The organism is Pontibacter sp. H249 (genome assembly GCF_037892465.1).
GTDB lineage: Bacteria > Bacteroidota > Bacteroidia > Cytophagales > Hymenobacteraceae > Pontibacter.
On record NZ_JBBKTR010000001.1, the window covers coordinates 252,559 to 279,282 of the forward strand.

The following is a 26,724-nucleotide window of genomic DNA, read 5'->3' on the forward strand; positions in this document are numbered from 1 at the left end:
AACTAAATTTTCCGGAAATGCCTGCTCCCGCTCGATCTGCGATTTTATGAACACGCCTAAGCCTTTGTTACTGATCTATTTTTGTGTAATACCTCAGTTTGTAAGTCAGGGAAGGGAGGGTAGTAAGCGCCTAAAAGTATTAGGCGCTTTTTACTAACAACTGTTCTATAGAGATTTTTGGGTTTCTCTTTGGAAAAGCAACTTAAGAGCCAATACAACAAACATACTATTAGTTACAAGATAACGCTTCCACAAGCGTCTCGGCTCCTGCCACAACCTGTATGTCCATTCTAAAGACCAGTCTCTGGCCCATTTTGGAAGGCGTTTTTCTAGGTTGGCATAAGTCATATAGGCCTGCCCTACCCCTAGCATACAGGCATTTACTTTGCCTTTGTGCTCTGCCATCCAACGTTCCTGCTTTGGGCAGCCAAGGGCTACAAACATCAGGTCCGGTTTAGTTTGGTTAATCATTTCGGTGATACTGGCATCTTCCTCAGCCGATAACTTTCGGAAAGGCGGTGAGTAGTAACCGGCGATCTTAAGGTTAGGGTGCTCCTGCTTCGCCTTATTTACCACAGCCTCCAGCACCTGGTCTGTAGAGCCGTAAAAATATACCGATTTCCCACGTATGGCAGCCTCTCGCAGTAACCGGGGCAGTACATCCATACCTGCCACACGGTCTTGCTTCTGGCCATACAATAGTTTCATAAGCTTGGAAAGGGGCCCTCCGTCGGGAGTAGCTACGTCGGCGTTATTTAAAATCTTATTAAACTCCTTGTCCTGATACGCTTCTACCAGCATGTGCGCATTGGCAAAACATACATAAGAAGAAGCCTTGGTATCTGTTAACCAAAAAATATGGTTAATAAAGTCGTTAAAAGATCCAGCTGAAATAAGAGAGGTAATTAGTCTGCGTTTCTCTTTTAAGGGTGGTTCAGCTGTATAGGTTTTTAGTTCTGTATTCTTAATAAGCATTTTTCTCGCCTTTAATCATGTTCCAGACTGTCAGAAAAATTATTTTCATATCCATCATAAAACTCCAGTTCTCCATATACTGTACATCGTATTCAACACGCTTTTCCATCAATCGAAGCTCTTTTGTCTCACCTCTGTAACCGCTTACTTGTGCGTAACCGGTAATGCCCGGGGTAACAAAGTGACGCATTTTATATTTTGAGATAACTTTTGAGTAGTGGTCTAACTGCGATACCAAGTTAGGGCGCGGACCAACTACCGACATATCGCCGAGCAGCACATTAAAGAACTGCGGCAGCTCATCGAGGTTAGTCTTACGTAAGAAACGGCCAACTCGGGTAATTCTCGGGTCATTTTTTGTTGCTTGCAGCTCAGTTTGGTTGTTCACGCGCATAGTTCTAAACTTGTAGCACACAAATAACCTGTTCTTTTTACCTGGTCTCAGTTGCTTAAAGAAAATTGGTCCTCTAGACTCAATTTTAATTGCAAGTGCGATCAGGGGAAGTAACCACGGGAAGATGAGCAGTGACACAGCCAGAGAGAACGCCACATCAAAAGCACGCTTGATAACTCTGTTTGATGCAAGCTCAAGTGGCTCCTTACGAATGCTCAGCATAGGCACGTTGTGATAAAAGTACATGTTCACATCACGCTGCACAATGGCGCTAAAGTCTGGCACTATACGGAAGTACACAAAATTGTCGTCTGCAAAACTTGACAAGTCATCTAACTGCTCACGGTCGTTTAGGGGCAAGGTGTAGTACACCTCGTCTATGCTGTGCTGCAGGCAGTAATCTTTTAAATCAGCAACACTGCCTCTAACCTGGCTGGAGTATGGGCTAAGCTCGTCTGGGTTGTCATCAAAGAATCCCATAAACTTGGTGCCCAAATGATCGTTGCTGTTTAAGGTCTGGTGCAGCGATATACCTGTTTGCCCTGTACCAACAATCACATAACGGGTATGCGCCATGTCAGATTTAGTAAAGTAACCAAACACCTGTTGCATCAGCAGCCTACTAACGGTAATTAGCAACGCCGTAGATAGATAAGTATAAAGTAGCAGCAAACGAGAAAGTTGCTCAAGATTAAATATTACAATACAGGTGGCTAGTATAAATGCGTGCAGTATAAAAGCGTTTATAAGGTTAGCTACTTTCTTACTGATCGGAAACAAGCCATCTATTCGGAAAATAAAATTTGAGAACCCTGATACTATCCACCAAACCAATGCGAATAGCACAAAAAACACACTGTACTGGTGGGCAAATTCTACTGTACCATACCTAAATAAGTTGGACAGCTTAAATGCAAATGCGATAAGGGTAATATCAAGAATTAAAAGAAGTACTCTATTAAAGCTATAGTAGTGACGATATTTATTCATAGTTGAAGGCGTAATTTTGTAATCATACTTGTAGAACTTATTTTTTACCTGTCTTTGCCAACACTCCTTTTCTCCATCCTGGCCAGATTAAAAGATCACCTTTTAATTAACAAGTCTTTAGTATTAGAATAAGTATATATTTATTCTGATTCACCAGAACTCCAGGTCAATGTCAGTCCAGATAATCGACATCTTAAATTACGACTGATAACTAGCTAAAGTTTATGATTTTGCTTATAATCATTAAAAAAACTTAATTTTAAAATATTAAAGAATAACCATACTTATATATTAATATTAGTTGCAAATAAGGCTACAAACCAATATACAGCACAAAAAACCAATTACTTACCACTACTTACACCCCACTATACATTCTTGTACTTTTTCAAAAACATGGCTAACCAGTGAAATTTTAAAATTGCACTACTCAAAAGCTAAGCCCAATTAAAACTTTATTATCACAAGCAAAAGCTCATCACAGATAAAACATATTTAAAACACTATACTTGGAATAGGCATTGACGATTCGGCAAGGTGGTAGTTTATAAAGAGGCACACAATTACCTAAAGACAAGTTTATTATTGACAAAGTGCAATTTTATATCTTAAATCAAGCACCTGATAATTTTTTTTTAAAATTTATAAACAGTCAGTGAACTTATTTAAAAAGATTACAATTCTATGAAAACGCTAGTAATTAACAGCTTATAGTTGGATTATACTTTAAAAGCCTTCAGTATACTTATACTATCAGGTTTATATACTTAAGTTAGAGCACATACCAAACACTATTAATATTACAATTTAGATGACACACTTATACTTTAACACTTCATTGCATATTAACGCTAAAAGCCGTGGTGGCTGATTGCAAATATTGTCAAAGAAAATATTCTGCCTTTTCCGCTGACAAACGATTTCTCTAAAAACCTGAGCCGCCAACTTACTATTGCTGCTATAAAACAGCCAACCAGCTACTGAGTGAGCCAAACACTCAAAATACACGGGTAACCGCAACAGCAAACTTTTCAGCTTTTAGCCATGAAGCCAATCTTAGCCAGCTTTTTGCTGCCTTTTATCTTTGCCCTAAATGGGTTTTGGGTTAACACTGTTTCCAAAACAGAAGATAAAGCATTTATAACTTTAACAGGAGGAAAAGTACACACAAAAGGTGTGGCAAATACGGCCACATCGGCCACACATATTCCTTTTACTGGTATATCCCCTAACAGTGCGCAACCACCTGTAGCTTGTGATGTGGATGCCAGCATTGCCAACACAAATTATAACAAGAGTTTTACTTACTGTAACTACAGCAACAGTGGCAACAGCATCTCTGTTAGGTTCGACTTTGAAAATACGTCTAAAACAAAGGCTACTAACACAGGCTACAGTATTGATTGGGGTGATGGCACTAGTAGCACCTTTGGGCCTGAATTCGATAAGACCAGCCACACCTATGTCACAAATAAAGCCGCATCGTATGCTTTACGCTTAACAGTTACCGGTGCAGATGGCTGTGAGAAAACGGAACAGAAAACGGTTTACATTGGCAGTAACCCTAACGTACTAGTAGACCTTGGCGGTAACTCCTTTTCATGTGCGCCTGCCCAATACGACATCATTGTAAGCCGCTTCGAAAATAACCCAGATAACACTATTTATACTTTTACCATCAACGATGGCACCCCTTCGTTTACACGTACACACCAACAGCTTCTGGAGAACCCAATTATACAGCACACATTCACCGAGGCATCTCCAGTAGGCGGTTATTCAGTTACCTGTAGGGCATCAAACGATTGTAGCTTTTCTGAAAATACCTGGAGGGGGATCAGGGTAAGCAAAGGGCCACAGGCAGAGATTGGTGTGAAGAAAATAAGCAGCTGCGTTGGCCAGGAAATCATACTTCAGGATAAAACAACAAGCGGTTACGATGGCTATGGCGCTAATATGCCGCACATTGCTGAGTGGGAAGTAATCCCTGCAACAGGTTGGGAGATGGTGAAGTCGAATGGTGATGTACGTATTGTGTTCAATCAGCCTGGAAATTATACAGTTAAACTTACCGCATCTCCTGAAGACCCGGGCACCACCTGCCAGGCCAGCACAAAAGAAATGGAGTTTAACATTATAGCTCCTCCGGTTGCTGATTTCAGTTTAACGCCAGATCCTGCCAGTTTATGTGTAAATAATACAGTTAAAGTAAGCAATACCTCGCAAGGAGAAAATGTAGGCTATAATTGGGTAATAACAGATGCTGCAGGTAAGGCCGTTAGCGACTGGGGCACGATTTCCGGTGGCGCAACAGCAAAAGAGCCTGTATTTAACTTTACTAAGCCAGGCGACTATACCATCAGTCTGACTGCTGACAATGGCTGCTCGCCAAGTATTAAAACAGAAAACATCACCGTAAAAGATAAACCAATTGCTACACTCCCTGCCGAACAAGTATACTGCGATGCGCAGGTAATAAGCTTTAGTGAGAACAACGCCAAGCACAAGCCAGCTTTTGATTCGAACTTCGGCACTATTACCGGTTATAGTTGGGAGGTTAAAGTAATCACTGGCCAAGGAATTTATAACTTCGATAACGGCACAAGCAGCAGTTCACCGTATCCTACCATCAGCTTTAAAACACCTGCTGTTTACGAAGTTTGGGCTTATGCCATAAATGAATGCGGACAGTCAACTGCCCCTGCGATACAGAAAATCACAATCAACCCATTACCGGAACTCAAGGCAAGTTCTCCGAAACAGGAAATCTGTGATGGAGAGAGCACTACAATTAGTGTAACGGGTGCTGACACATATACTTGGGCTCCGGCAACAGGTTTGAACACTACAACAGGCAACACAGTAATAGCCAAACCAACTCAAACTACAACCTATACTATAACAGGAACTAACGAAGCTACTGGCTGTACCAGTATCACAACTTTTACTATAGTGGTAAATCCACTGCCTGTTGTTACAGTTGCTTCTGATAAGGAAGCCATTTGCAATGGCAAGGATGTTGCTACACTCACAGCTAGTGGTGCCGATACCTATACTTGGGCACCTGCCACGGGCTTGAGCGGTACTTCTGGAGCATCTGTAACGGCCTCTCCTGCCACTACCACAACATATACTGTAACAGGCTATAATACCCAAACAGGTTGTACCACTACTAAAACGGTTACGGTAACAGTAAACCAACTGCCACAGGTAAATGCCGGCAACGATATTATAGTTTGCAACAACCCAGTACCAACAAAACTCACAGGTAGCCCCGCTGGCGGTGTTTGGTCTGGCACAAACGTAACTGCCGATGGCACCTTTACACCTACCTCAGAAACAGGCGAGTATGAACTAACTTATACTTATACCAACGCCTTAGGCTGTAGCAACTCCGACAAAGTGGTAATTACCGTAGACGACGCACCAGTTGCGAATGCAGGTGAGGATAAAGTGGTGTGCCTTAACTCCGGCAGCTTTAGTCTGGCAGCCTCACCAGTTGGTGGTAACTGGACTGGCCAGTATGTTACAGCCTCTGGCACCTTTACGCCTGCAGCAGTAGGCACTTTTAACATAACCTATACTTTTGGCTCCGGAAGCTGCCGCACTACAGATCAAATACGGGTAACAGTAAATGCCTTACCTACTGCACCAGTGGCTGCAGGTGCAACTATCTGCCCAGGCTTTGGCACCACTTTGCAGGTGCAAAACTCTACAGGCACTATACGTTGGTTTGATGCCGCAACAGGCGGAAACAAAGTAAGCGAAGGCGCCAGCTTTGCCACTCCTGAACTCGATAAAACCACAACTTATTATGTAGAGACAACTATTGAAGGCGGTTGTACCAGCCCACGCCGTGCGGTTCAGGTAACGGTGCGCCCTGCTACGCCTGCACCGGTTGTGCAACAAGCTATACTTTGCGGAACAGGCAACAAAGCTATACTTGTGGCAGAAGGCAATGCTACAAGCTACCAGTGGTTCGAAACGGCTACCAGCACTGAGATCATTTCTACAGACAGAACTTTAGATGCAGGCGTTATTAACAGTAGCAGATCATACTTTGTACAGGCTGTAATTGATGGCTGTATCAGCCCTAGAACAGAAGCCAAAGTAGAAGTATACCCTGTGTTAAGCAGCAACACCTTAACAAATGTTCCAACCATCTGTGCAGGCCAGGTACCTAGTCCTCTTATTGGTTCAGATCCAGAAGGAGGCAATAACACTTACACATACGAGTGGGAAAGCAGCATTATAAGCGCAACTGAAGGTTTTACGAAGATCAATGGAGCGACCCAAAAAGATTATTCGCCGGGTGTACTTGCTAGACCTACTTGGTTTAAGAGAACAGTTAAATCTGCCAGTTGCTCCAATACATCAGAAGTAGTAGAGGTAAAAGTAACGCCGGTAATCTCTAACAACACTGTAAAAACCAGCGCAAACGCTACCATCTGCGAAAACAGTATAGCTGATGAGATTACAGGTTCTCAGCCGGAGGGTGGCAGTAATGATTATACTTACCTATGGGAGATTAGTACAGCAGGCGCTGAAGGACCTTATGAGGAGGCTGCAGGCACAAACAATAAACAAAACTACAGCCCCGGTGCATTAGCCACAACCACGTGGTTCAGGCGTGTAGTTATATCCGGTACCTGCCAAAATCACTTTAGCCAACCAGTTAAGATAACGGTGTACAAACCGATCGCAAATAACAGCATTACAGGTGAATCCACCATTTGCGAGGCAGAGACACCGGCTGTACTGCAAGGCTCTCAGCCAGCAGAGGGCAATGGCAACTATAGCTATCGCTGGGAAATGCGCCACGATGGCAGCAACTTTGAGGCCGCAAGCGGCGATAACAATGGTATTAACTATAATGCAGGTCCGCTTACCAAAACCACACACTTCAGACGAGTGGTTAGCGGGGGACCGTGTGACACCAACATCAGTAATACGGTTACGGTCACGGTTAACCCACGCATCCAACATAACACTATTGCGGCAGTTGCCCCTATTTGCAATGGCCAACCGGCACCCGTACTTACCCAAACAGCTGAGGTAACTGATGGCAACAATACCTATACTTACAAATGGCTGATGAGCACAACTGGTGCAAATGGTAATTACGACGCAGCACCAGGCAACAACACATCAGCAAGCTACAACCCAGGAGTTCTAACCCAGACAGCATGGTATAAGCGGGAGATAACATCAGGAGCCTGTACCAGCACATCGGCAGCTGTAGAGGTTACAGTTATACAATTACCGGTTGCCCCAACTGTTGATCCGGTAACGATATGCGAGAATAACACGGCCACCTTAACTGTAGAAGAAACAGGCGGCAATTACAGGTGGTATACATCGGTAACAGCTACCGAAGTAGTATTTACAGGTAGAAGATTAACTACGTCAGTCTTGGATGCTACCACAATATTTTATGTGGAATCGTTTAACACCAACGGTTGCGGAAGCCCACAGAGAACTGCTGTAATGGTTACGGTTAACAAAAACATCAGCAACAACACCATTACAGCCCCGGAACAGCAGCCGATATGCGCAGGACAGATACCAGGCTTAATTAATGGTTCTCAACCAGAGAACGGAAATGGTACTTATACTTACCGCTGGGAGCGTAGCACATCCGGCCCTGAAAGTGGATTTACAGCTATACCCGGAGCTACAAGTATGTCTTATCAGCCACAGGCACTAGGTGAATCTACGTGGTTTAAAAGAGTGGTTGTATCAGGTCCGTGTGCAGAAAGTATAAGTCCAGCCATTAAAATTGAAGTTGTACCTGTTATCAGCAATAATATAATCAATGCTGCACAAACCATCTGCGAGGACGAAACTCCTGCTGCCTTTATAGGCACAGTTCCGGCTGGTGGTAACGGTACTTATATATACCTGTGGCAGAGCAGCACCAACGGCAGCACCTTTACAGCAGCCGAAGGAACAAACAACGCTCAAAACTATACTGCACCAGAAGCGCTTACACAAACTACGTGGTATAGAAGAATTGTTATTTCAGCACCATGCCAGCAGGATGAAAGTGCAGCGGTTAAAGTTACGGTGCAGCCGGCAATTACAAGCAATACCCTTACTTCCGGTGATCAGACGATTTGTGCTGGCGCTACTCCTGCAAGCATAACGGGCACTGTTCCAAAAGGCGGGAACAACGTCTATACATATGCATGGGAGATCAGCACAGACGGCACTACCTTTACTGAAGCTCTGGGCACACGCACCAATGCAAGTTATCAGCCGCAGGCTTTAAGTGAAACCAGCTGGTTCCGCAGAAAAGTTAGCTCGGGCAGCTGCGAAAGCTATTCTACTGCTATTATTGTGACGGTTAATGGTGTGATCGCTTCTAATGAAATTACTGAAAGCCAGACTATCTGTACAAACTCGGCTCCACTATCATTGCAAGGCTCGCAGCCAACAGGCGGTAACGGTAGTTATACTTTCCGGTGGGAATATGCTACAACAGGGGCTAACGCTACAGATTTTATGGCAGCACCTAACGGCACAGGCAAAAATTATGCGCCGGGTATACTTTCTACTACCACCTGGTACAGGCGTGTTGTTACTTCCGGTGCCTGCTCTATGGTATCGAACGTGGTAAAGGTGGAAGTAAACCCTGTTATCAGTAAAAACATTGTTACACTTTCGCAAAGCATCTACTCTGGTCAGGTTCCGGCACCACTTACAGGCTCTGCTCCTGCCGGTGGCAATAACACTTATACTTACCTGTGGCAGTACAGCGAAAATGGTAAAGACTTTATACCAGCCGCCACCCCTAATACAGGTAAAAACTATGCACCGGGTGCTTTAACAAAAGATACTTGGTTTAGACGGGTGGTATATTCAGGTGGATGTGAGCATGTATCTGATCCGGTAAAAATTACAGTTACACCTGCTGTCGGGAACAACGTTATCCAAGCAGATCAGGTCATTTGCTTCGGTAATAAACCGGCTGCTTTAACTGGTACAGCACCAGCTGGTGGCGAGGGTGGCTATACTTTTATATGGCAACAAAGCACTATTGGCCCTAATGCCGGCTGGACTACGGCTACAGGTGTAAGCAATACCCAAAACTATAACCCACCAACTCTGAGTCAGCACACCTGGTACCGCCGCATTGTTATCTCTGGCCCTAACACAAGCACCAGTGAGCCTGTGATGATTACAGTGAAGCAAGCCATGAGCAATAACAAAATCAGCACCAGCCAGACAGTTTGTTTCAATACAGCACCATCTACGATTACCGGTACTTTACCAACTGGTGGCAGCGGAACCTATACATATCTGTGGGAAATAAGTACTGAAGGACCAGATAAAGGCTTTACAACAGCACCAGGCGCAAATAACAGGCAAGATTATAAAACTAACCCGCTCACACAAACTACATGGTTACGCAGAGTGGTTTCATCTGAATCGTGTGATAGACTGGTGAGTGAAGCAGTTAAAATTACAGTTACACCGCTGCCTCAGGCTCCTGAAGTGAAAGGTACTATACTATGTGCCGGCGCTAAGGCTACATTAACGGCCACAGGCAAAGGCGGCAAACTGGAGTGGTATGCCAGCGCAGCAGGCGGCAATCCGATTGCTACCGGCAACAGCTTTACAACGCCCGCACTGCAACACAACACAACCTATTATGTGCAGGAGGTATCGCAGTCGTGTGCCAGCGAGCGCAGAGAGGTAAAGATAACAGTACAGGAGCCAAATGTAAACGCTGGCACAGATGTGACGGTGGTGAAAGGCCGAAGCGCAGAACTGCGTGCCACTGGTGGCATAAAGTATACTTGGTCGCCGGCAGTAACGCTGAGCAACCCTAATGTGGCCAATCCGACGGCTAATCCGGATGCAACTACCACTTACACTGTAACCGTGGAGACAGAAGGCGGCTGTACATTCACAGACCAGGTAACCGTAACGGTACTCCCGTTTGTATCCGTGCCAAACACCTTTACACCTAACCGCGACGGCATCAACGACACCTGGGAGATCGAGAATATTGAAAAGTATCCTAACTGTAAAGTGCAGGTGTTTAACCAATGGGGCAACCAGGTGTTCATCTCAGAAGGCTATAAACAGCCGTGGAACGGACTGCATCAGGGTGAAGAATTACCAATAGCCACTTATTACTATATCATTCAATTAGACAATACAGAAAAGCCATTATCCGGTAGCGTTACCATTGTTAAGTAGAAATCTATGAACAAACTTTTAGCCCTTGGTTTTGTGTGTCTTATGTTTGCTGGCCAGGCTATGGCACAGCAAAAACCACAGTACACACAATACACATTAAACAATTACCTGCTTAACCCTGCTATTGCCGGCATAGAGGCTTATGCAGACCTAAAACTGGGCACAAGGCACCAGTGGTCCGGTTTAGAGGGAGCACCGGAGTCATACTATGCTACGCTGCACATGCCTCTTGGCATGGATGCAGGTTCTGTTTATCGCAGTGGCCAGCGCCCCAAAGAGGCTACAACAAAAAGAAGCAGCAGCTACCGCAGATCAAGACCGCACCATGGTATTGGCGCTATGGCTATGGCTACAAGAACAGGTCCGTTGAAGCGCGGCAGTTTGAGTTTTAGCTATGCTTACCACCTACCTCTTACCCGCGACCTGAAAGTATCGGCTGGTGTGGCACCGGGTGTTATACAATATAGTCTTGATCCGGGTTATGTAAGAACTGCCAACGCAAACGACCCTGCCATAATGGACGGGCGCATTAATGAAGTGAAATTTGACCTGAGCATGGGCCTTTGGCTGTATTCGCAGAACTTTTATGTGGGTGTGGCAGGGGCGCAGTTAGTACCTAGTAAACGTAAACTCTTAAATACAGGCACACCAGAAAGCAACAACGGAGAACTGCAGCAGCACTACTTTACTACGGCAGGCTACCGCCTGGATGTGTCATCTTACTTGTCTATTATACCATCTGTACTGGTTAAAATGGCACAACCAAGTCCTGTTTCTGTAGATGCATCTGTAAAAGTGATGTACAGTAATCGTTTGTGGGCAGGTGCTACGTATCGTCACAAGGAGTCTATGGCTGCTATGGCAGGTATAAATATCAGTCCGTTACTTGACTTGGCTTACTCCTACGATGCGAGCACATCGCCTTTGGCAGGCACAAACGCTGGTAGCCATGAAGTTGTATTAGGCTTTAAACTACGAAACACACGCAAAATACTGTGCCCGGAATGGGCTTGGTAAGACTTTTATCCAACCATCGTTTTACATGTAAATGTGAAGGAGGCGGCCCAAAAGGCTGCCTCTCTTTTTGCCATAACTTTTTAACAAAATAGAAGTATAGCTATGTATCAACCTTTACTATCATGATGCTGAAGAAAATCCTTGCCATACTTTTTGGTTTAGCCTTTCTGTCATTTGTAGCCATGCAATATAATGACCCTGATCCGGCTGTTTGGATGGTCATTTACGGCATATCTGCCTTAGTTTGTTTTTTGGCTGCTTTCAACAAAGCCTCACATTTTATACTTTGGGGAGCAGTTATACTTTGCATAGGTGGTGGCATATACATGTGGCCAGAGAAATACGAGGGACTTAGCGTTGGGGGCGGCAACATTAAAAACATTGAAGAAGCCCGTGAATCATTGGGTTTACTTATGATAGCAGTTGTTTACACTAGCTTTATACTTTTGGATAAGTATAGCCAACGTTCCAGAAAAACTGCAGAGCAGTTACAAAAAGCAAAATGGGCTTAGCCGCTACGGCCAAACCCATTTTATACTTTCATCATCTTAGCTTCTTACTGCACCGGCTCCGCTTTAAAGCCGGCTTTCTCTACTGCAGTTTTAATTTCCTGCGCATCCAGCTTTTCTGATTTAACTTCCAGAATCTTATCTGGGTTGTTGGTATCTACCTTCCACTCCTCTACTCCCTCCAGTTTGTTCAGGTGAGGTGTAACGGCCTTAACACAGCTTCCGCAGTTTATCGTTGTTTTAAATTTATACGTGCTCATCTTATCTATTTATTTACTTATTTAACATAATTTTCAAACTAATTATTTCTAATAATTAATCCAGTCGCTTTGCTTTCAAACGTAAGCTGTTACTTACTACAGATACGGAACTTAGCGCCATGGCCGCACCTGCCAGCATCGGGTTAAGCAGAAAACCAGTGAATGGATAAAGTACCCCTGCTGCTATTGGTATACAGATCACGTTGTAGAAAAAGGCCCAGAACAGATTCTGACGGATAGTGGCTACCGTTGATTTTGACAACTTGATTGCATTCGCTATCTGTTTCAGGTCTGAGCGCATCAGCGTTATTCCGGCGACATCCATTGCCACATCAGTACCATGCCCCATGGCTATACTTACGTCGGCTAAGGCGAGTGCCTGCGCATCGTTTATACCATCACCTACCATGGCCACTGTTTTGCCTTCCTGCTGCAGCTTTTTGATAAACGCACCTTTATCGGTTGGCAACAGCTCCGCTTTGTAATTAGTTATACCTACTTGTTTGGAGACAGCCGCAGCGGTTTGCCTGTTGTCGCCGGTTAGCATGTAGAGCTCTATACCTGCGTCCTGCATGGCTTTTATACCTTCTGCTGCTGTAGGCTTTATTGGGTCGCTTACGGCAAATACGGCCAAGGCCTGCTTCGCATCTGCAAAGTATATGACTGTTTTGGCCTCCTCCTGCAGCTGCGCGGCGGCCGTTTTCAAGTGCTCCGGAAGTATAACTTTATGCTCCTGCAGCAACTTCTCGTTACCGGCATAGTAGCGGGTGCCATTAAAATCAGCTTCGATGCCCTGCCCTGTAAGGCTGCTGAAGTAGTTTAACGCCAGTGTTTTTTGGCCTTGCTCCTTGTAGTAAGTATAAATGGCCTGGGCAATTGGGTGCTCCGATTGCGCCTCCATAGAATAAAAAATCTGCTCTGCCTGCGCCTTTTCTAGCTGCTTATCCCCCCAGATTACATCGGTTACTGTTGGTTTGCCTAAGGTGATAGTACCAGTCTTATCAAGTATAACCGCATTTACATGCTGCGCACGCTCCAGGCTTTCAGCGTCTTTTATCAGGATGCCCTGCTCTGCACCACGCCCTACACCTACCATAATGGCAGTTGGCGTAGCCAGACCTAAGGCACAAGGGCAGGCGATTACCAGCACCGAAATAGTAGAAAGCAGCGCCTCCGTTAAGTATGCCTCTCCGCCAAGTACAAGCCAGGCTGCAAAAGTAAGTATGGCTATTGCTAATACAATCGGCACAAAAATACCTGCAATCTTATCCACCAGCTTCTGTACCGGTGCTTTGCTCCCCTGCGCCTCCTGCACCAGTTTGATTATGTGTGCCAGCATAGTTTGTCCGCCGGTTTTCTGGGCTATTAGCTGCAAGCTACCTTTTTGGTTTATTGTTCCGGCGTACACTAAGTCACCTTTATGTTTTTGTACGGGCAACGGCTCACCGCTCAGCATACTTTCATCTATGTAAGTAGCTCCTGCCAACACTTCGCCGTCTACTGGTACTCTGTCGCCGGGTAGTAACAGCACCGTATCGCCAATGCGAACTTCTTCGGTCTTGATCTCCAGTTCAGTGCCATCGCGCAATATTCTCACCGTCTTAGGCTGCATGCCCATCAGTTTTTTAATGGCGGCCGAGCTACGATTCTTAGCGTTCTCCTCTAAGTACTTGCCTAAAAGTATAAAGGCGATAATCACAGCTACAGCCTCAAAGTATACATGCGGCATCAGACCTCTGCTCAGGAAAAACTCAGGATAAATGGTATTGAAGGCACTAAAAACAAAGGCGATGCCTGTACTTAATGCCACCAGCGTATCCATGTTCGCCCGGAAATGCTTGGCCTGGGCCCATGCCCCTACAAAAAAGCGCTGCCCTGCCCAGAACAGGACTGGTATGGTAAGTATAAACATGGCCCAGTTGCCCCAGGTAAAGGTGTCGTGGAAGAACATGCCAAGTATAAAAACTGGGGTAGCCAGTATGCCCGCACCAACAGTTTTACGTTTCAGGTCTGCAAGCGCCTTTGCCTGCCGCTCTTCCAGTTCGTCCTGTGTGGTATCCTCTACAAGCAGCTCAAAACCTATTTCATGCACTGTATCTTTTAGCTTTACAGGCGAGGTGATATCAGACGCATAAGTTACCTGAACAGTTTTGGCCGCAAAGTTTACGTTAGCCTCCTCTACACCCTCTGTTGCCTTCAGCATACTTTCGATGCTGCTGGCGCAGGAGGCACAGGTCATCCCCTCCACCGGAAAGCTGGCTTTAGTGGTTTTTTTTTCTTTTATTTCTGCCATTTCTTTAGCTCTTTGTAACACAACAAAAGTACGGATGCGATCAAGCTTATATGTTATACAATTATGCTAAAGCCTTACATCTTCTTTAGGCTTGCTTATACTTTGTGTACGTATTTAATATGGCATTTTTAGCAGAATCTAATAGCATTGATCGTAGAGCACCAGGAACTAAAATTAAATAAATATGATTATGTTGCATCAGCTATACTTTAAGCCAAATAGGTAACTTGTTGCTTAAAGTGCAGCTAATGCACAACTTTAGCCAAATGTAATGCAAACTTCTCCGGAGAATAAGTATTTTATTTTCTCAAATACGCGTGATCAAGTAGTAAAACTAGTAGGCGTTATGTTTACTGTGCTGGCTACTTTGCTTGTTGGCGTTGGCTATGTTTCCTTTGTAGGAGCACGAGAGATAGAGCAGAACTATAGCTTGCACCTTTCTAAAACCATACATAAGCTGGAGCTTCTTAACCAGCTGCACCATAATAACGATGATCTTAACAAGTTGCTTGCAAACATTGTAAGTCCGCAACCCTTCGATAAATCATACTTAGTTGATGAATTTAAAGTAGCACAGGCAGAAAACACTCACCTTTTACAGGAACTGAAAGGTCTTGTTTCTCAAAAGGAAAACAAACTTATAATCGATCAACTGATAAACTACCGTAGATCATACTTGCAGCATACAGACAGTATTTCTGCTCTGGCTCTTGAAGGTAGAATCAATGGGGCGGCACTTTACAAGGAAACCCACCTTACACCGGTAGACCATGTTCAGGAAAACTATCTTAACAAGCTAAGCAACAATTTACATAAACTTGTAAATCAACGTGATACACAGGCTGCCCAACTACTAAGCAAATTTGTAAAATACCAGGAGTTACTGCTGGTGCTTGTTCTACTGGCATCGGGCTGCGCTGTATTTTTGATGCAGTACCTGTTTAAAAAGTTAAAGAAAGAAAACTTTGACCTCAGCACAGAGATAAAGAAACGCGAGGAACTTCAGAGTGAGCTTTACAAAAGTCAGCAGATTTACAAAACGCTTTTCGATAGCAACCCGATCCCGATGTGGATCTATGACACTGACTCCCTCTCCATAATAAAGGCGAATACCTCCGCAACAGAAGAGTACGGCTACACCCAAGAGGAATTTCTGGATAAAAAGATTCATGACATTAAGTTGCCTGATGACCTTGATGATTATTTAAACACTGTTATTCCCAAGCTTAACTCTCATAACAGTTATTATAATGTAAAGCACAAGCGTAAAGACGGCAGCGAATTTCGTGTTGAAATACACTCACATGCTTTACCAGAGGCAGATGACACACGCCCCAGGTTGGTTGTTGCTGTAAACGTGGACGACCAGTATAATGCAATAGAAAGAATAGAACGTAGCGAAGAGCAGCTGCGTGAAATCAGTTCCAGTATACCAGGTGCTGTTTATCAATTTTATGTAGATAAGGAAGGTAACTTCAGTTTCCCGTTTATGAGCGATGGCGTAACTACGCTTTACGGCCTTACCCCCGACGAACTTTATAGCGACCCTAACAGGATATTTGAGCAAATCCATCCGGAAGATAAAGAATCAGCATTTTGCTCAATCAATGAATCGGTAGCTTCAGTTAAGTCTTGGTATGTTGAATCGAGGCTGTGGAACCCTATGGAGAATCGGTGGAAGTGGGTGCGTGCCCATAGCCTGCCCACACAAAAAGAAGACGGTTCTATCTTATTTAACGGCACTCTCATTGATATTACGCTACAAAAGGAGGCAGAAGAAGAATTATCCAGAAAAGAAGCAAACCTAAAAGCCTTACTCGATAGCTCTAACAAGGCTATACTTTTGATAGATAGTGAATTCAAAGTATTGTCTTTTAACACACTTGCTTCTGATTTCATGTTGCAGTTGCGGCAAAAAGTGCTTAAAGCCGGCCAGAACATCTGTGACTATATTGATAAAACGCTGTTGCCTGATCTGAAAGAAGATCTTACAATAGCCATGCAGGGCCATGAGGTTACCTTTGAAACTGGTTCAGCCGACAGTTGGTATGAAATAGGATATAAACCAGCAATCAGTAAAGACAACCAAGTACTGGCCGTTGCCTTAAATATCCATAATATTACAGAGCAGCGTACTATTATCGAAGCTATTAGAAAAAGTGAGGCCCAGTTAACCAAAGCACAAGCCCTTACAAAGCTTGGGAGCTGGGAATACGATATTGAAAAGAGCTTACTTACTACTTCTGATTCTCTTTGCGAAATTTACGGCTTACCGGGTGGCGCTACAATATACAGTAGCTTTGAGGCATTGTTTCACCCTGAAGATGCAGGAATTGCATCAGCTCATTTTCAGGAGGCTATTAAGAACCAGACAGGCATGACTTTCGACCACAGGCTACTGCTTGAGAATGGGAAGGTGAAATACCTGCACACAGTAGGTGAGATAGTTTTTGATAAAGAAGGCAATGCTAAAACAATGGCCGGGGCAACACAGGATATATCAGAACTAAAGCTGAAGGAACAAGAGTTAAGGGATGCAAAAGAAAAGCTGCAGGCTACACTGGAGAACATACCAGAGGTTATTTTTACGACTGACTCGGATTTTAACATAATATACGTTAGCCCACAGGTACGCAGGCTAACTGGTTACTTAGAAGAAGAACTACTGGGAGAGGCAAAAAGTTGGAGACAATTGGTACACCCTGACGATATTGATCAGTTTGTAGCTACTGTAATGCCATCAGTACCAAAAGGAAACAAATTGCAGTACGAATTGCGCATTGTTACCAAGCACCATGAAATAAAATGGATTGTGCTGCGTTACTCCCCTGTTATTGATAAAAAAGGCAATATAATTAGAGTGGATGGCTCTGCAGCCGACATAACAGACAAAAAGCAGGAAGAAGCTCGTGGCGCTGTTTTAAATGAACAACTGCAAAAGCAGAATAACCACCTGCAGCAGTTTGCTTACATTGTGTCACATAACTTAAGGGCTCAGATCGCTAATATACTTGGTCTTACCTCTATTTATGATCGCAGAAGGCCTGAGTCTACACTTAACTTACGTGTAATTGATAACCTGTCGCAATCGGCTAAGCTTTTAGATGGTACAATCCGTGACTTGAATGATATACTTACTATAAGAAGCCAGCTATCAGAAGGAAACGAAATAGTTAATTTCCATGAAATGCTGGCACATATTTTGACAAGCATTGCAGATACTCTGGCTACCGAAGAGGCTGACGTTATATGTGACTTTAATGAGGCACCTGAGGTTGTGACTGTAAGAGGTTATATATATAGCATCATGTTAAACTTAGTAACAAATGCATTAAAATATCGCTCGAGTAGCAGAAAATTAGAACTTAAGCTAAAGACATTCAAGGTACTTGATTATATTTGCCTTCAGGTGCAGGACAACGGCCAGGGAATTGATCTTGAAAAGGAAAGAGATAAGATTTTCGGTTTGTATAAACGATTCCACCACAACAAAGATGGCAAGGGCGTTGGCCTTTACCTGGTTAAAACGCAGGCCGAATTACTGGGTGGTAAGGTAGAAGTAGACAGCCAACCAGATTTAGGCAGTATTTTCAAAGTATATTTAAAGCACCAATTGTAGAGAATGAGTACGTTGAGAAGGGTTGTATTGATTGATGATGATCAGGTTAGCAACTTTGTGTGTGAAAGCATTATAAAAAGTGAGTGTTTTGCAGATGAGGTTTATAGCTTTGAGTGGGCACAGGATGCACTGGAGTACCTCTACAAAACAAATGAAAACGATCCGGACAATTTTCCTGATCTAATTTTCCTGGACATTAACATGCCAGGCATGGATGGCTGGGCATTTATACAAGAGTATCGTAAGCTACCTGAAGAGGTTACACGCAAGTGTTGCCTGTTTATGCTATCATCTGCAGTAGATAGAAAAGACATTATCTGCGCAAAAAGTCACCATGAGGTTAAAGATTTCTTTTCGAAACCGCTTTCACCAGAAATACTTGCAATCATTAAAGAAGAATTTATTGTTAGATAGTACTATACATTAGTTTCGTTTAGTCGTTATTGCTAACTATTTTTTGTAAAATACCTATACAGGCTTTAGTAGCCTGTATAGGTATTTTTTTTATATACACCTCCCCTCCTGCAGCACACAGAAGCAATCAGACATACACAACTTTTTGATAATCAATTTTATACAATATCGTTTCGTCCTATAAAATATCTTTATATATAAATATTTATAGGAATAAATATCGACCATTATCTTATCATCGCTCAACTAAAATTTAATTAAACATATAACATAATACTTTCAAAGGCGTAAAGCAAGATATCAGCTATATAAAAATACTTATATAGTTGATTGTACTAATAACCCAAAAACCCTATATAAAGCTTTACCCTAATGAAAAAATTAATACTTTCTCTATCGATACTTTTTATCACCTCAGTTTCTGCATTTGCACAAAACGGGGTTTATACTTTAACACCAGATCAGGAAGCAAAATGCACTGAGCTAACACGCACTATGGTTAATGAGCTGAGATTAAATGAAATCGGATATATAAAATTAAAGGCATTAAACAGAGAGCGATTGGCCTTAACAACAGCAGTTAAAGAAAAGGCATTTGCTGATCAAAGCGTGCTCGACCAAAAGTTACAGGAAATAGAAACCGATTTCGACAATAAGCTTGTAGCTATACTAAATGCAAATCAACTACAGGCATACGCCAATTATAAAAGAAAAGCAGAGGTAAGCTACATCGCAGCCTCTGAAGAAAAATAACATACTGCAGATAGTAAAGACCTTCTTAAAAGTAGGTCTTTACTGGAAGGCAACAAAAAGGGGAGCTAAAGCAGCTCCCCTTTTTGTTTTATTAGCGACGGCTGTAATCAGCATCATCTGGTTTTTCTTTATCTTCATTAAAAGGCTGGTCTCCTCTGCGAATACCGGCCACATCGTCGTCCATGCCGGTGTCGCTGCCTTCGTACTCAAAACCGGGCCCCTGTGCAAACTCTTCTACACTGTTAGGATTATTGCCTCCATAACCTGTGGCCTCGTTACCCTCTATTTTTAGATTCTCAAGCTTATCTTTTTGGCCTGGTCTTTCCGTTATTCCTCCTGGCCCAATATTACGCTTTGCAGAAGGGTCAGGATGATTGCCTAAGGTTACTCTTTTGTTGTAGTCGCTATTTATGTTGTCAAGATCTTCACGATCCTTTTTCTCTTTATCAGTAGCCATAATATTTTAATTTAGTTATTGTTGTTTATACGCTACCCATACTTTGGTGTTCGGACACATAGCTTTATTTAACATAACTAAACAACTAATAACTTTATCTGCCAGCGTCATTCAATTGCCAATCATAGGTATAGTAACTGAGTTTATAACTTTCCGGTATAGGGCTAGCTCTGTATTTGTTAATGTACGCTATGATGGTAGGCGCCTCTGCTAAGTAGTCGTCTTTGTACCATTTAAATAGCTCAGATACCTGTACCTGTTTCTGCTGAGGTTGTACCCGAGTGAACGTTTTGTCTTGTAGTGCCTTACGTGTTTGTGCCTCTAGTTGCTTTTCTACCTGCTGTGGTGTATAAGCGGTGCTCAAGAGCGGCGGACAAGATTTAGCAGCGCAAACAAGAGCAAAATGGAGCCGTGCATCTTTGTAAGGCTCACGTAGCTTTTTATGCTCAAGTTCATTTAGCGTAAGGCTCTCCCCTGCCACTTTATACTTTTGTTTATCAAAAAAGCCTGGTATATCCATTACTGAGTTTATAGGATAGTGGTCTATTACCTGCTTTAGCACTAACACATTATAAGCATTTATATAGAAAGCTTTTTTCTCGGAAGCAGTGGTTCTGCTAAGATCGAAGGCGGCTATCTGTTTTACCAGCTCTTTGAGTAAGGGTCTATCTCTCTGTAGTTGTTTAAACTTTATCTGCCCGTTGGCTACATGGCGTTGCAGCAATGTTGTTACAGAAGTATAAATCATGTTCTGTTCCTGCTGCTGGCCATAGGCATTGTTTACATAGCCTGGCACAGTAACGTGAGCAGTACAAAGTATAATCAAGAGGAAAAACAACTTGTGCATTGTATAAAATTATTAGGTACGCAATATGTAACAACAACTGCACCGTTCTGTTATATTTGCTTAATTTTTTGATTTATGGCACCACTCGCGAGTATAAATCGTTAAATGCCAGATACCAATCCAGCATGCATATGAAATTATCTAAAATTTACGACCCACGCGAAATGAACTCTTACCAGTTTGTGGCAGCTACAGGGTTGGTTATGACACTAGTAGCCCATATGATCCTGCTGCTGATCGGTAAGAGCATTGAAAACTTTCAGGCCCTCTACGCCTGCTGGGCCGTGTTTTTTACACTCGGCGCCATTGTTAACTACAACAGCAAGCCCGGCAGCGACCATCATCACCATCATTAACAGAAGCTAATTATTTTAGAAAGGTAACTAGATGCTTGTGAAACAGGTCTGTTGCCTCCAAGTGCGGTATGTGCCCTACGTTAGGTAGCTCTACCAGTTTTGCTCCAGGTATAGCTTTAGCAGTAGCCTTCCCTAGTTGCGTATACTGCCCGTGCTCATTTTGCTTCTGCTTATCCTGTATATACCCTTTCCCTACAATTGTATGGTCCTCTTGCCCTATAATGAGTAAAGTTGGCATTTTAAGTTTGTCGAATTCATACACGACAGGCTGTTGATAGATCATGGCATAAGTTAAGGCTGATACTTTAGCAACTTTAGCATAATCTGGGTGCTTTGTTTGGGCAGCGGGCACTTCTACCCATTCATTATAGGCTGGTTTCCAGGAGGTATAATACGTTTGGTGGTATTTTCTGATAGACTCTTCCGTTGTTTTCTGTTCGTTCTGCACCAGCTCCTCCATCGTTTTAAAAGGAACAAATAACCTGTAGTCTTCCAGTCCGATCGGATTTTCCAGAACCAGTTTTGTAGTCATCTCTGGGTACATCAGAGCAAACCTTGTGGCTAACATTCCGCCCATAGAGTGGCCCACTACCGCCACCTGCTGCACCCCCAGCTGCTTTAACAACTGTTGCGTGTTCAGTGCCAACTGATGAAAATTATAGTACACTTCCGGCTTATCCGACTTTCCGAACCCAACCTGATCAGGAACAATTACTCTGAATCCGTTCTTGCTCAGATGTTCTATCGTTTGCCTCCAATAGGCCCCGAAAAAATTCTTACCATGTAATAGCATAACCACTGGGGCATTTCTGTTGCCGCTAGCCGCAGCCACATCCATATAAGCCATTTTCACCTGCTGCCCTTCTTGAGTCAGGTTTATGTATTTTACTTCGTATGGGTATTTATAGCCCTGCAGCGTAGCATTTAGCGTAGCCGGTACCTGCGCCTGCACAGCCAGCGTTATTAAAAACAGTATTAATATAAGAAGGTGTTTCTGAGATGGCATAGCTATACTTTTTGATTATACTTTCTAGCATACGCAACCAGCGGAGAAGTATAAAAAAATGCCTACAGAATTTCTGCAGGCATTTCCTAATCTATTCACCTTAAGATTTTATTGCACAAGAATTTTTTTAGTATGATAGCGTTTGCCCTGCGCGATCTGCAGAAAGTATAGCCCTTTACCAAACGGTGTCAGGTCTATCTGTCGGCTGTACTCTCCCTCGAGTTTTTCCACTGTATCTACAAAAACCTCCTGTCCCTTACTGTCTAGCACCCGAATTATGGTGGTACCAGTGTTTTCTGGCTTAAATCGGAGGGTAAACTTGCCGTCGTTCGGGTTAGGGTAGTATTCAATCTCTTCCAGCGCGAGTTCCTCTTTTGGCTTGGTTTCTACGGGTGTTCGGGCTTTCTTTAGTGTGGCTACATCTTCTGTGTTCAAGTTCTGAACCGTTACTTTTCGTACCGCTACAATCATAACTCTAGCTGGCTGCAGTGCCTTCTGTCCAAGTTCTTTCACATTAGCACTATCGCTTAGGCTGTAAATGTACCTATGTCCGGTGCTTTCTTTCGTAATAATTCTATAGGTTGAATTCCTATCTAACTTGAAAACAAGAGAATCGGACTGATTGCGCTTTCGGAAGTATATGTTGTCAGCTCTGGAAGGCCTGACTATGGTAAGGCTATCTGCTGTAAAAATACGTACTGCTTTAAGAGTGTCGCTAGTTGAGCGATAAAGGGCATCAGCCCCGGCACCTCTTAAAGTATAAACCCTGAACTCTCCGGCTTTTCCTGCTCTTTTAAAAGCACGTGCATGTAGGCTATCCCCTTTTAGCTCTTTTAGTTTCCCGCTTTTCAGTAGGTTCTGTATGAGACTATCCCGCTGCTTTAAGTTCAAGTGATCAATCAGGGCATTACGCTCAGCGTCTGTTAAATTACCATCTAACCTGTAAGCTTTCATGTTTTTATTAGCCAGCATTTTAAAGCGTGTTGTATCTCTAAGAGTGGCTGTCAGGCTGTTTAATCTCCTGAGAGCTGCTGTATCAACTTTGAGCTTAGAAAAGCTTTGTAGGTTGGTTGCCATCTCAGTTATGGTAACGGTAGTATCCTTTAAGGTTTCGACTCCATTTATACGTTCTATATACTTTATGCGGAGTTTTTTTTCTGTCTTTGGAGCCTCCTGAGCAGCAATATAGTGCAGCGGCAGCAGGGCTAGCAGCAGGCTAAGTATAAATTTAACGATGTGCTGAAGTGTAGTGATGGTTGCCATAGTACCCAATTAAGTTTCTGTTTAATCAAAGGTACGCCAGAGAAAGAGCGGGTATAGTTAAGGCAACGTTAAAGTATGTTAAAGAAAGGTTAAAGTTAATACCTGCTGTAGCCACAAAAGAACCGGCGCAGTATGTATGATTGTAAATAATTACAGAGCAAACACTTATACTTTACTATAGGATTGGTTAAATTGAGTTAAAGAAAAGTTAAAGTTGAGCACATCATGTTACAATAGTATACATTTGTTAGTGTGAGTAAGCATGTAATAATCGGAGTGCTGGTGCTGATGAGCATCTCCCTACTAGGTGTGGTAGGGCTGCAACTCTATTGGATAAACAACGCCATACAGGTTAAGCAGGCAGAGTTTGACCGTAGCGTAAACGAAGCGCTTGCACGGGTTGTAGAGAAACTCGAAACCCAGGAAGCGGCTAGTGTAGTAGCAAACCAGATGGCAACCTTAAAGCGCGACAGCAGTGCCACAGAAACGACATCTAAAGTGAAGGCCACCGTTACAACCAAGCAGGCACCCAAGGCTGAAAAGCCTGCAGAACAAATGCGAACAACCTCGGGCACTGGCAGTAAAGGAGCAATTACAATAACCCGTGTTGAGCCTCGTACTACTGCTACCCAAAACCATACACTTCAGAGAGCTTCTGTAAATCACTCTAAAGGAATTCAGTTATACTTTAGCAGAGCCGACTCTACTCAGTTAAAGCAGGCCATTAATAAGCTAAGCGGCGGCAGAACAACCATCGTACCTTCTACCATTAATGGAAGTGCAACGCAGTTCCAGCGCATAGCACCCTCTAAGGCAGAGTCACTGAGTGTGGCTCACCTAAAAAAAGGCAGTATTTATAGATTAGAGCAGATGCCTGATACAGCACGCTTTGTCAGGTTTCGGAATGGCTCCGTAGATTTCTCAGTTGATACGTTGCGCATTATGGCTTTAAAGTTAGACAGCCTGATGAGGAAAAGCCGACAATACAGAGAATTTAGGCCAATGGAGGTTGCCTCTGTTGATATCAACAACGATAGTATCATCATTATTCAGAGTAACAATGGCGCAAAGCTTTATACTTTAAGCCATGGTAAACCTCACAGGCAAGGTAGCAACCCTAACAACAGAACCCGAGTTTACACACGTGGACTTAAACCGGCAGAGATAACAACAGAGGCACACATTTTCAGCTATACAATTCCTGAAGCCACCTCTCCTGCCGCTAAGCAAAAGCAAAAGCAAAAGCAACAAATAAAAGATACGCTACAGGCAGTGGTTAAGCCCCTCCATCTGGCAAAAGCTCCTAACCCCAAATCAAAGACCTCAGCCATCAGCAAAATTGAGGTAAAGAAAGACCTGCTGAACGATGTGGTGCAAAAAATGGTGGTAGAGTATGTTGTAAAAAACGAGCCGCTTAAAAACCGACTTAACCTGCAAACCTTACCTGATCTGCTGCAAACAGAGTTGCAGAACAAAGGCATTAACATGGAGTTTGGTTACTGCGTGGTTTCGGGGCAAAATGATACCGTGGCCGCACACCATATTAAACCACTAAAACTTAATAACCTGCCAACGTACAAAGCAAGTCTCTTCCCGAACGATATTTTTGAAAAGCAGGATTACCTGGGTTTATACTTTGCTGACAGCCGAAGTTACGCCATTAAATCATTGTGGGGAATGCTATCCTTATCAGCACTTTTTACATTGGTCATGATCGCCACCTTTGGCACCACCATCCATATCATTTATAAGCAGAAGAAGCTATCGGAGATGAAGAACGACTTCATCAATAACATGACCCATGAGTTTAAGACACCGATAGCCACAATCTCGCTGGCCACTGATGCCATTGCCAACCCTAAGATTTATGAGCATCCGGAAAAGGTAAAGCACTACACCAGCATTATCAAGCAGGAAAACAAGCGTATGAACACCCAGGTAGAGAACGTGCTGCAGATTGCCCAGCTGGAGAAGAACGATTTTAAACTAAACTTTAAGCCTGTTGATGTGCACATACTTATTGCCAAAGCCATTGAAAGTATCCGTCTGCAGGTGGAAGAGCGCATGGGGCAGATTAACGTACAGCTAAATGCATTGAAGCACGAACTACGCTCTGACGAGGTACACCTGTTTAATGTCATCTGCAACCTGCTTGATAACGCCAACAAGTATTCTCCTACCTCTCCGGAAATTAACCTGCTAACGCAAAACGTGGAGGGTGGACTGCTAATTGCGGTAGAAGACAAAGGCATGGGCATGACTAAAGATACCCAGCAACGTGTATTCGATAAGTTTTACCGTGTTCCGACGGGCAACCTGCACAATGTAAAAGGATTTGGCCTTGGGTTAAGTTATGTTAAAGCTATTGTACAGGCCCATAAAGGTAACGTACGCCTTAAAAGCGAACCCGGCAAAGGCAGCAGGTTTGAGATATATCTACCCTTAAGTTAGAAAGTTACAGAGCTTGGGAGTTAGAGAGGTAAAATGCAGAGACGCAATATTTTGCGTCTTGTTAACTACAAAGCAACAAAGTATAAGCTACTCAACCACTAGCTACTCAACCACTAGCTATTTAACCATCTAACAATTAACAACCAGCAAACAAAAAGCTATGAATATACTACTGGCCGAGGATGACCCGAATTTTGGAATTGTGCTGCGCGACTACCTGGAGCTGCACGACTATACTGTTACTTTATGCAAAGATGGTTGCCTGGGCATCACCGCTTTCCGGAAGGGTAAGTTTGATCTGTGTATATTAGATGTGATGATGCCAGAGAAAGATGGTTTTACACTGGCAAAAGAAATTAAAAAGCTAAACCCGGATGTGCCGCTTATCTTCCTGACGGCGAAGGCTATGAAAGAAGATATGCTGGAAGGTTTCCGAATTGGGGCAGACGACTACATCACCAAACCATTTGACTCCGAAGTGCTGCTCTACAAGATAAAGGCTGTACTCAACCGCAAATCCCCGTCAGCACCGGAACAGAAAGAGCAGACAGACTTTGCTATAGGCCAATACAAATTTCAGTCGAGCCTGCGCATACTTTCCAGAAGTGGTTCCGAAGAAAAATTATCGCCTAAAGAGGCTGAGTTGCTTAAAATGCTGTGCCAGCACCTGAACGATGTACTACCCCGCGAACAGGCGCTGGAGCAGATCTGGCACGAAGACACCTACTTTACTGCCCGTAGTATGGATGTATACATCGCCAAACTCCGCAAATACCTGAAGCACGACCCGAGTGTAGAAATCATCAACATACATGGCAGAGGCTACAGGCTTTGTGTGCATAATGGCGTGATGTTATAACACTATTCTAAAATTTACAGCATCACCCATATCTGCTACCTTTCTAGACATCA

The 26,724-nt window shown here is 43.4% G+C and carries 17 protein-coding genes; 9 read left to right on the top strand and 8 right to left on the bottom strand.

All coding sequences use genetic code 11. The features are described 5' to 3' along the window. Window positions 1-165: 165 nt before the first annotated feature. Together WG943_RS01010 and WG943_RS01015 are read right to left on the bottom strand one after the other, a co-directional pair. A complete protein-coding gene (locus tag WG943_RS01010; protein ID WP_340406232.1) occupies window positions 166-975 on the bottom strand; it encodes a WecB/TagA/CpsF family glycosyltransferase in 810 nt (269 codons plus the stop codon). Then, a complete protein-coding gene (locus WG943_RS01015; RefSeq protein ID WP_340406233.1) occupies window positions 965-2,359 on the bottom strand; it encodes an undecaprenyl-phosphate glucose phosphotransferase in 1,395 nt (464 codons plus the stop codon). Before WG943_RS01015 ends, WG943_RS01010 begins: the two co-directional genes overlap by 11 nt. Window positions 2,360-3,403: 1,044 nt before the next feature. On the opposite strand from WG943_RS01015, the gene WG943_RS01020 reads away from it, so the two are divergent. From WG943_RS01020 to WG943_RS01030, 3 genes are all read left to right on the top strand, one after another. Beyond that, window positions 3,404-10,567: an Ig-like domain-containing protein gene (locus WG943_RS01020; RefSeq protein WP_340406234.1), complete on the top strand. Its 7,164-nt coding sequence runs from the start codon at window positions 3,404-3,406 to the stop codon at window positions 10,565-10,567. Between the two features lie 6 nt (window positions 10,568-10,573). Further along, a complete protein-coding gene (locus tag WG943_RS01025) occupies window positions 10,574-11,584 on the top strand; it encodes a PorP/SprF family type IX secretion system membrane protein (RefSeq protein ID WP_340406236.1) in 1,011 nt (336 codons plus the stop codon). A gap of 122 nt (window positions 11,585-11,706) precedes the next feature. Beyond that, the gene (locus WG943_RS01030) at window positions 11,707-12,096 is read left to right on the top strand and encodes a transmembrane 220 family protein (RefSeq protein WP_340406238.1); all 390 of its coding nucleotides are present in this window, start codon (window positions 11,707-11,709) and stop codon (window positions 12,094-12,096) included. A 44-nt stretch (window positions 12,097-12,140) separates the two neighbouring features. Here the strand turns inward: WG943_RS01030 and WG943_RS01035 are convergent, their stop codons facing one another. Both WG943_RS01035 and WG943_RS01040 read right to left on the bottom strand, forming a co-directional pair. Next, on the bottom strand, window positions 12,141-12,353 hold the full coding sequence (locus tag WG943_RS01035) for a heavy-metal-associated domain-containing protein (protein WP_340406239.1): 213 nt from the start codon (window positions 12,351-12,353) through the stop codon (window positions 12,141-12,143). 55 nt (window positions 12,354-12,408) lie between these two features. Further along, complete coding sequence (locus WG943_RS01040) at window positions 12,409-14,646, bottom strand: heavy metal translocating P-type ATPase (protein WP_340406240.1); 2,238 nt, start codon at window positions 14,644-14,646, stop codon at window positions 12,409-12,411. A gap of 271 nt (window positions 14,647-14,917) precedes the next feature. On the opposite strand from WG943_RS01040, the gene WG943_RS01045 reads away from it, so the two are divergent. The 3 genes from WG943_RS01045 (at window position 14,918) to WG943_RS01055 (ending at window position 19,432) form a co-directional block, all read left to right on the top strand. Beyond that, window positions 14,918-18,265, top strand: coding sequence for a PAS domain S-box protein (locus WG943_RS01045; RefSeq protein ID WP_340406241.1), 3,348 nt, complete (start codon window positions 14,918-14,920; stop codon window positions 18,263-18,265). 3 nt (window positions 18,266-18,268) lie between these two features. Further along, a complete protein-coding gene (locus WG943_RS01050; RefSeq protein ID WP_340406242.1) occupies window positions 18,269-18,679 on the top strand; it encodes a response regulator in 411 nt (136 codons plus the stop codon). A 372-nt stretch (window positions 18,680-19,051) separates the two neighbouring features. Then, window positions 19,052-19,432, top strand: coding sequence for a hypothetical protein (locus WG943_RS01055; protein ID WP_340406243.1), 381 nt, complete (start codon window positions 19,052-19,054; stop codon window positions 19,430-19,432). Window positions 19,433-19,523: 91 nt separating this feature from the next. Here the strand turns inward: WG943_RS01055 and WG943_RS01060 are convergent, their stop codons facing one another. Both WG943_RS01060 and WG943_RS01065 read right to left on the bottom strand, forming a co-directional pair. Beyond that, entirely contained in the window at window positions 19,524-19,889 is a 366-nt protein-coding gene (locus WG943_RS01060) for a hypothetical protein (RefSeq protein WP_340406245.1), read from the bottom strand. 94 nt (window positions 19,890-19,983) lie between these two features. Next, on the bottom strand, window positions 19,984-20,736 hold the full coding sequence (locus WG943_RS01065; protein ID WP_340406247.1) for a DUF547 domain-containing protein: 753 nt from the start codon (window positions 20,734-20,736) through the stop codon (window positions 19,984-19,986). A 131-nt stretch (window positions 20,737-20,867) separates the two neighbouring features. Here WG943_RS01065 and WG943_RS01070 point away from each other — a divergent pair, with 131 nt between their 5' ends. Continuing rightward, window positions 20,868-21,092: a hypothetical protein gene (locus WG943_RS01070; protein WP_340406248.1), complete on the top strand. Its 225-nt coding sequence runs from the start codon at window positions 20,868-20,870 to the stop codon at window positions 21,090-21,092. Window positions 21,093-21,102: 10 nt separating this feature from the next. Here the strand turns inward: WG943_RS01070 and WG943_RS01075 are convergent, their stop codons facing one another. Continuing rightward, window positions 21,103-22,098 carry an alpha/beta fold hydrolase gene (locus tag WG943_RS01075; RefSeq protein ID WP_340406249.1) on the bottom strand — a complete coding sequence of 332 codons (996 nt, stop codon included), beginning with the start codon at window positions 22,096-22,098 and terminating at the stop codon, window positions 21,103-21,105. A gap of 108 nt (window positions 22,099-22,206) precedes the next feature. Continuing rightward, a complete protein-coding gene (locus tag WG943_RS01080) occupies window positions 22,207-23,361 on the bottom strand; it encodes a T9SS type A sorting domain-containing protein (protein WP_340406250.1) in 1,155 nt (384 codons plus the stop codon). Between the two features lie 252 nt (window positions 23,362-23,613). Here WG943_RS01080 and WG943_RS01085 point away from each other — a divergent pair, with 252 nt between their 5' ends. Next, entirely contained in the window at window positions 23,614-25,812 is a 2,199-nt protein-coding gene (locus WG943_RS01085; protein ID WP_340406251.1) for a sensor histidine kinase, read from the top strand. A gap of 160 nt (window positions 25,813-25,972) precedes the next feature. Next, window positions 25,973-26,671 (top strand): response regulator transcription factor, encoded by a 699-nt coding sequence (locus tag WG943_RS01090; protein ID WP_340406253.1) that lies wholly within the window; start codon window positions 25,973-25,975, stop codon window positions 26,669-26,671. The last annotated feature ends 53 nt before the right edge of the window (window positions 26,672-26,724 follow it).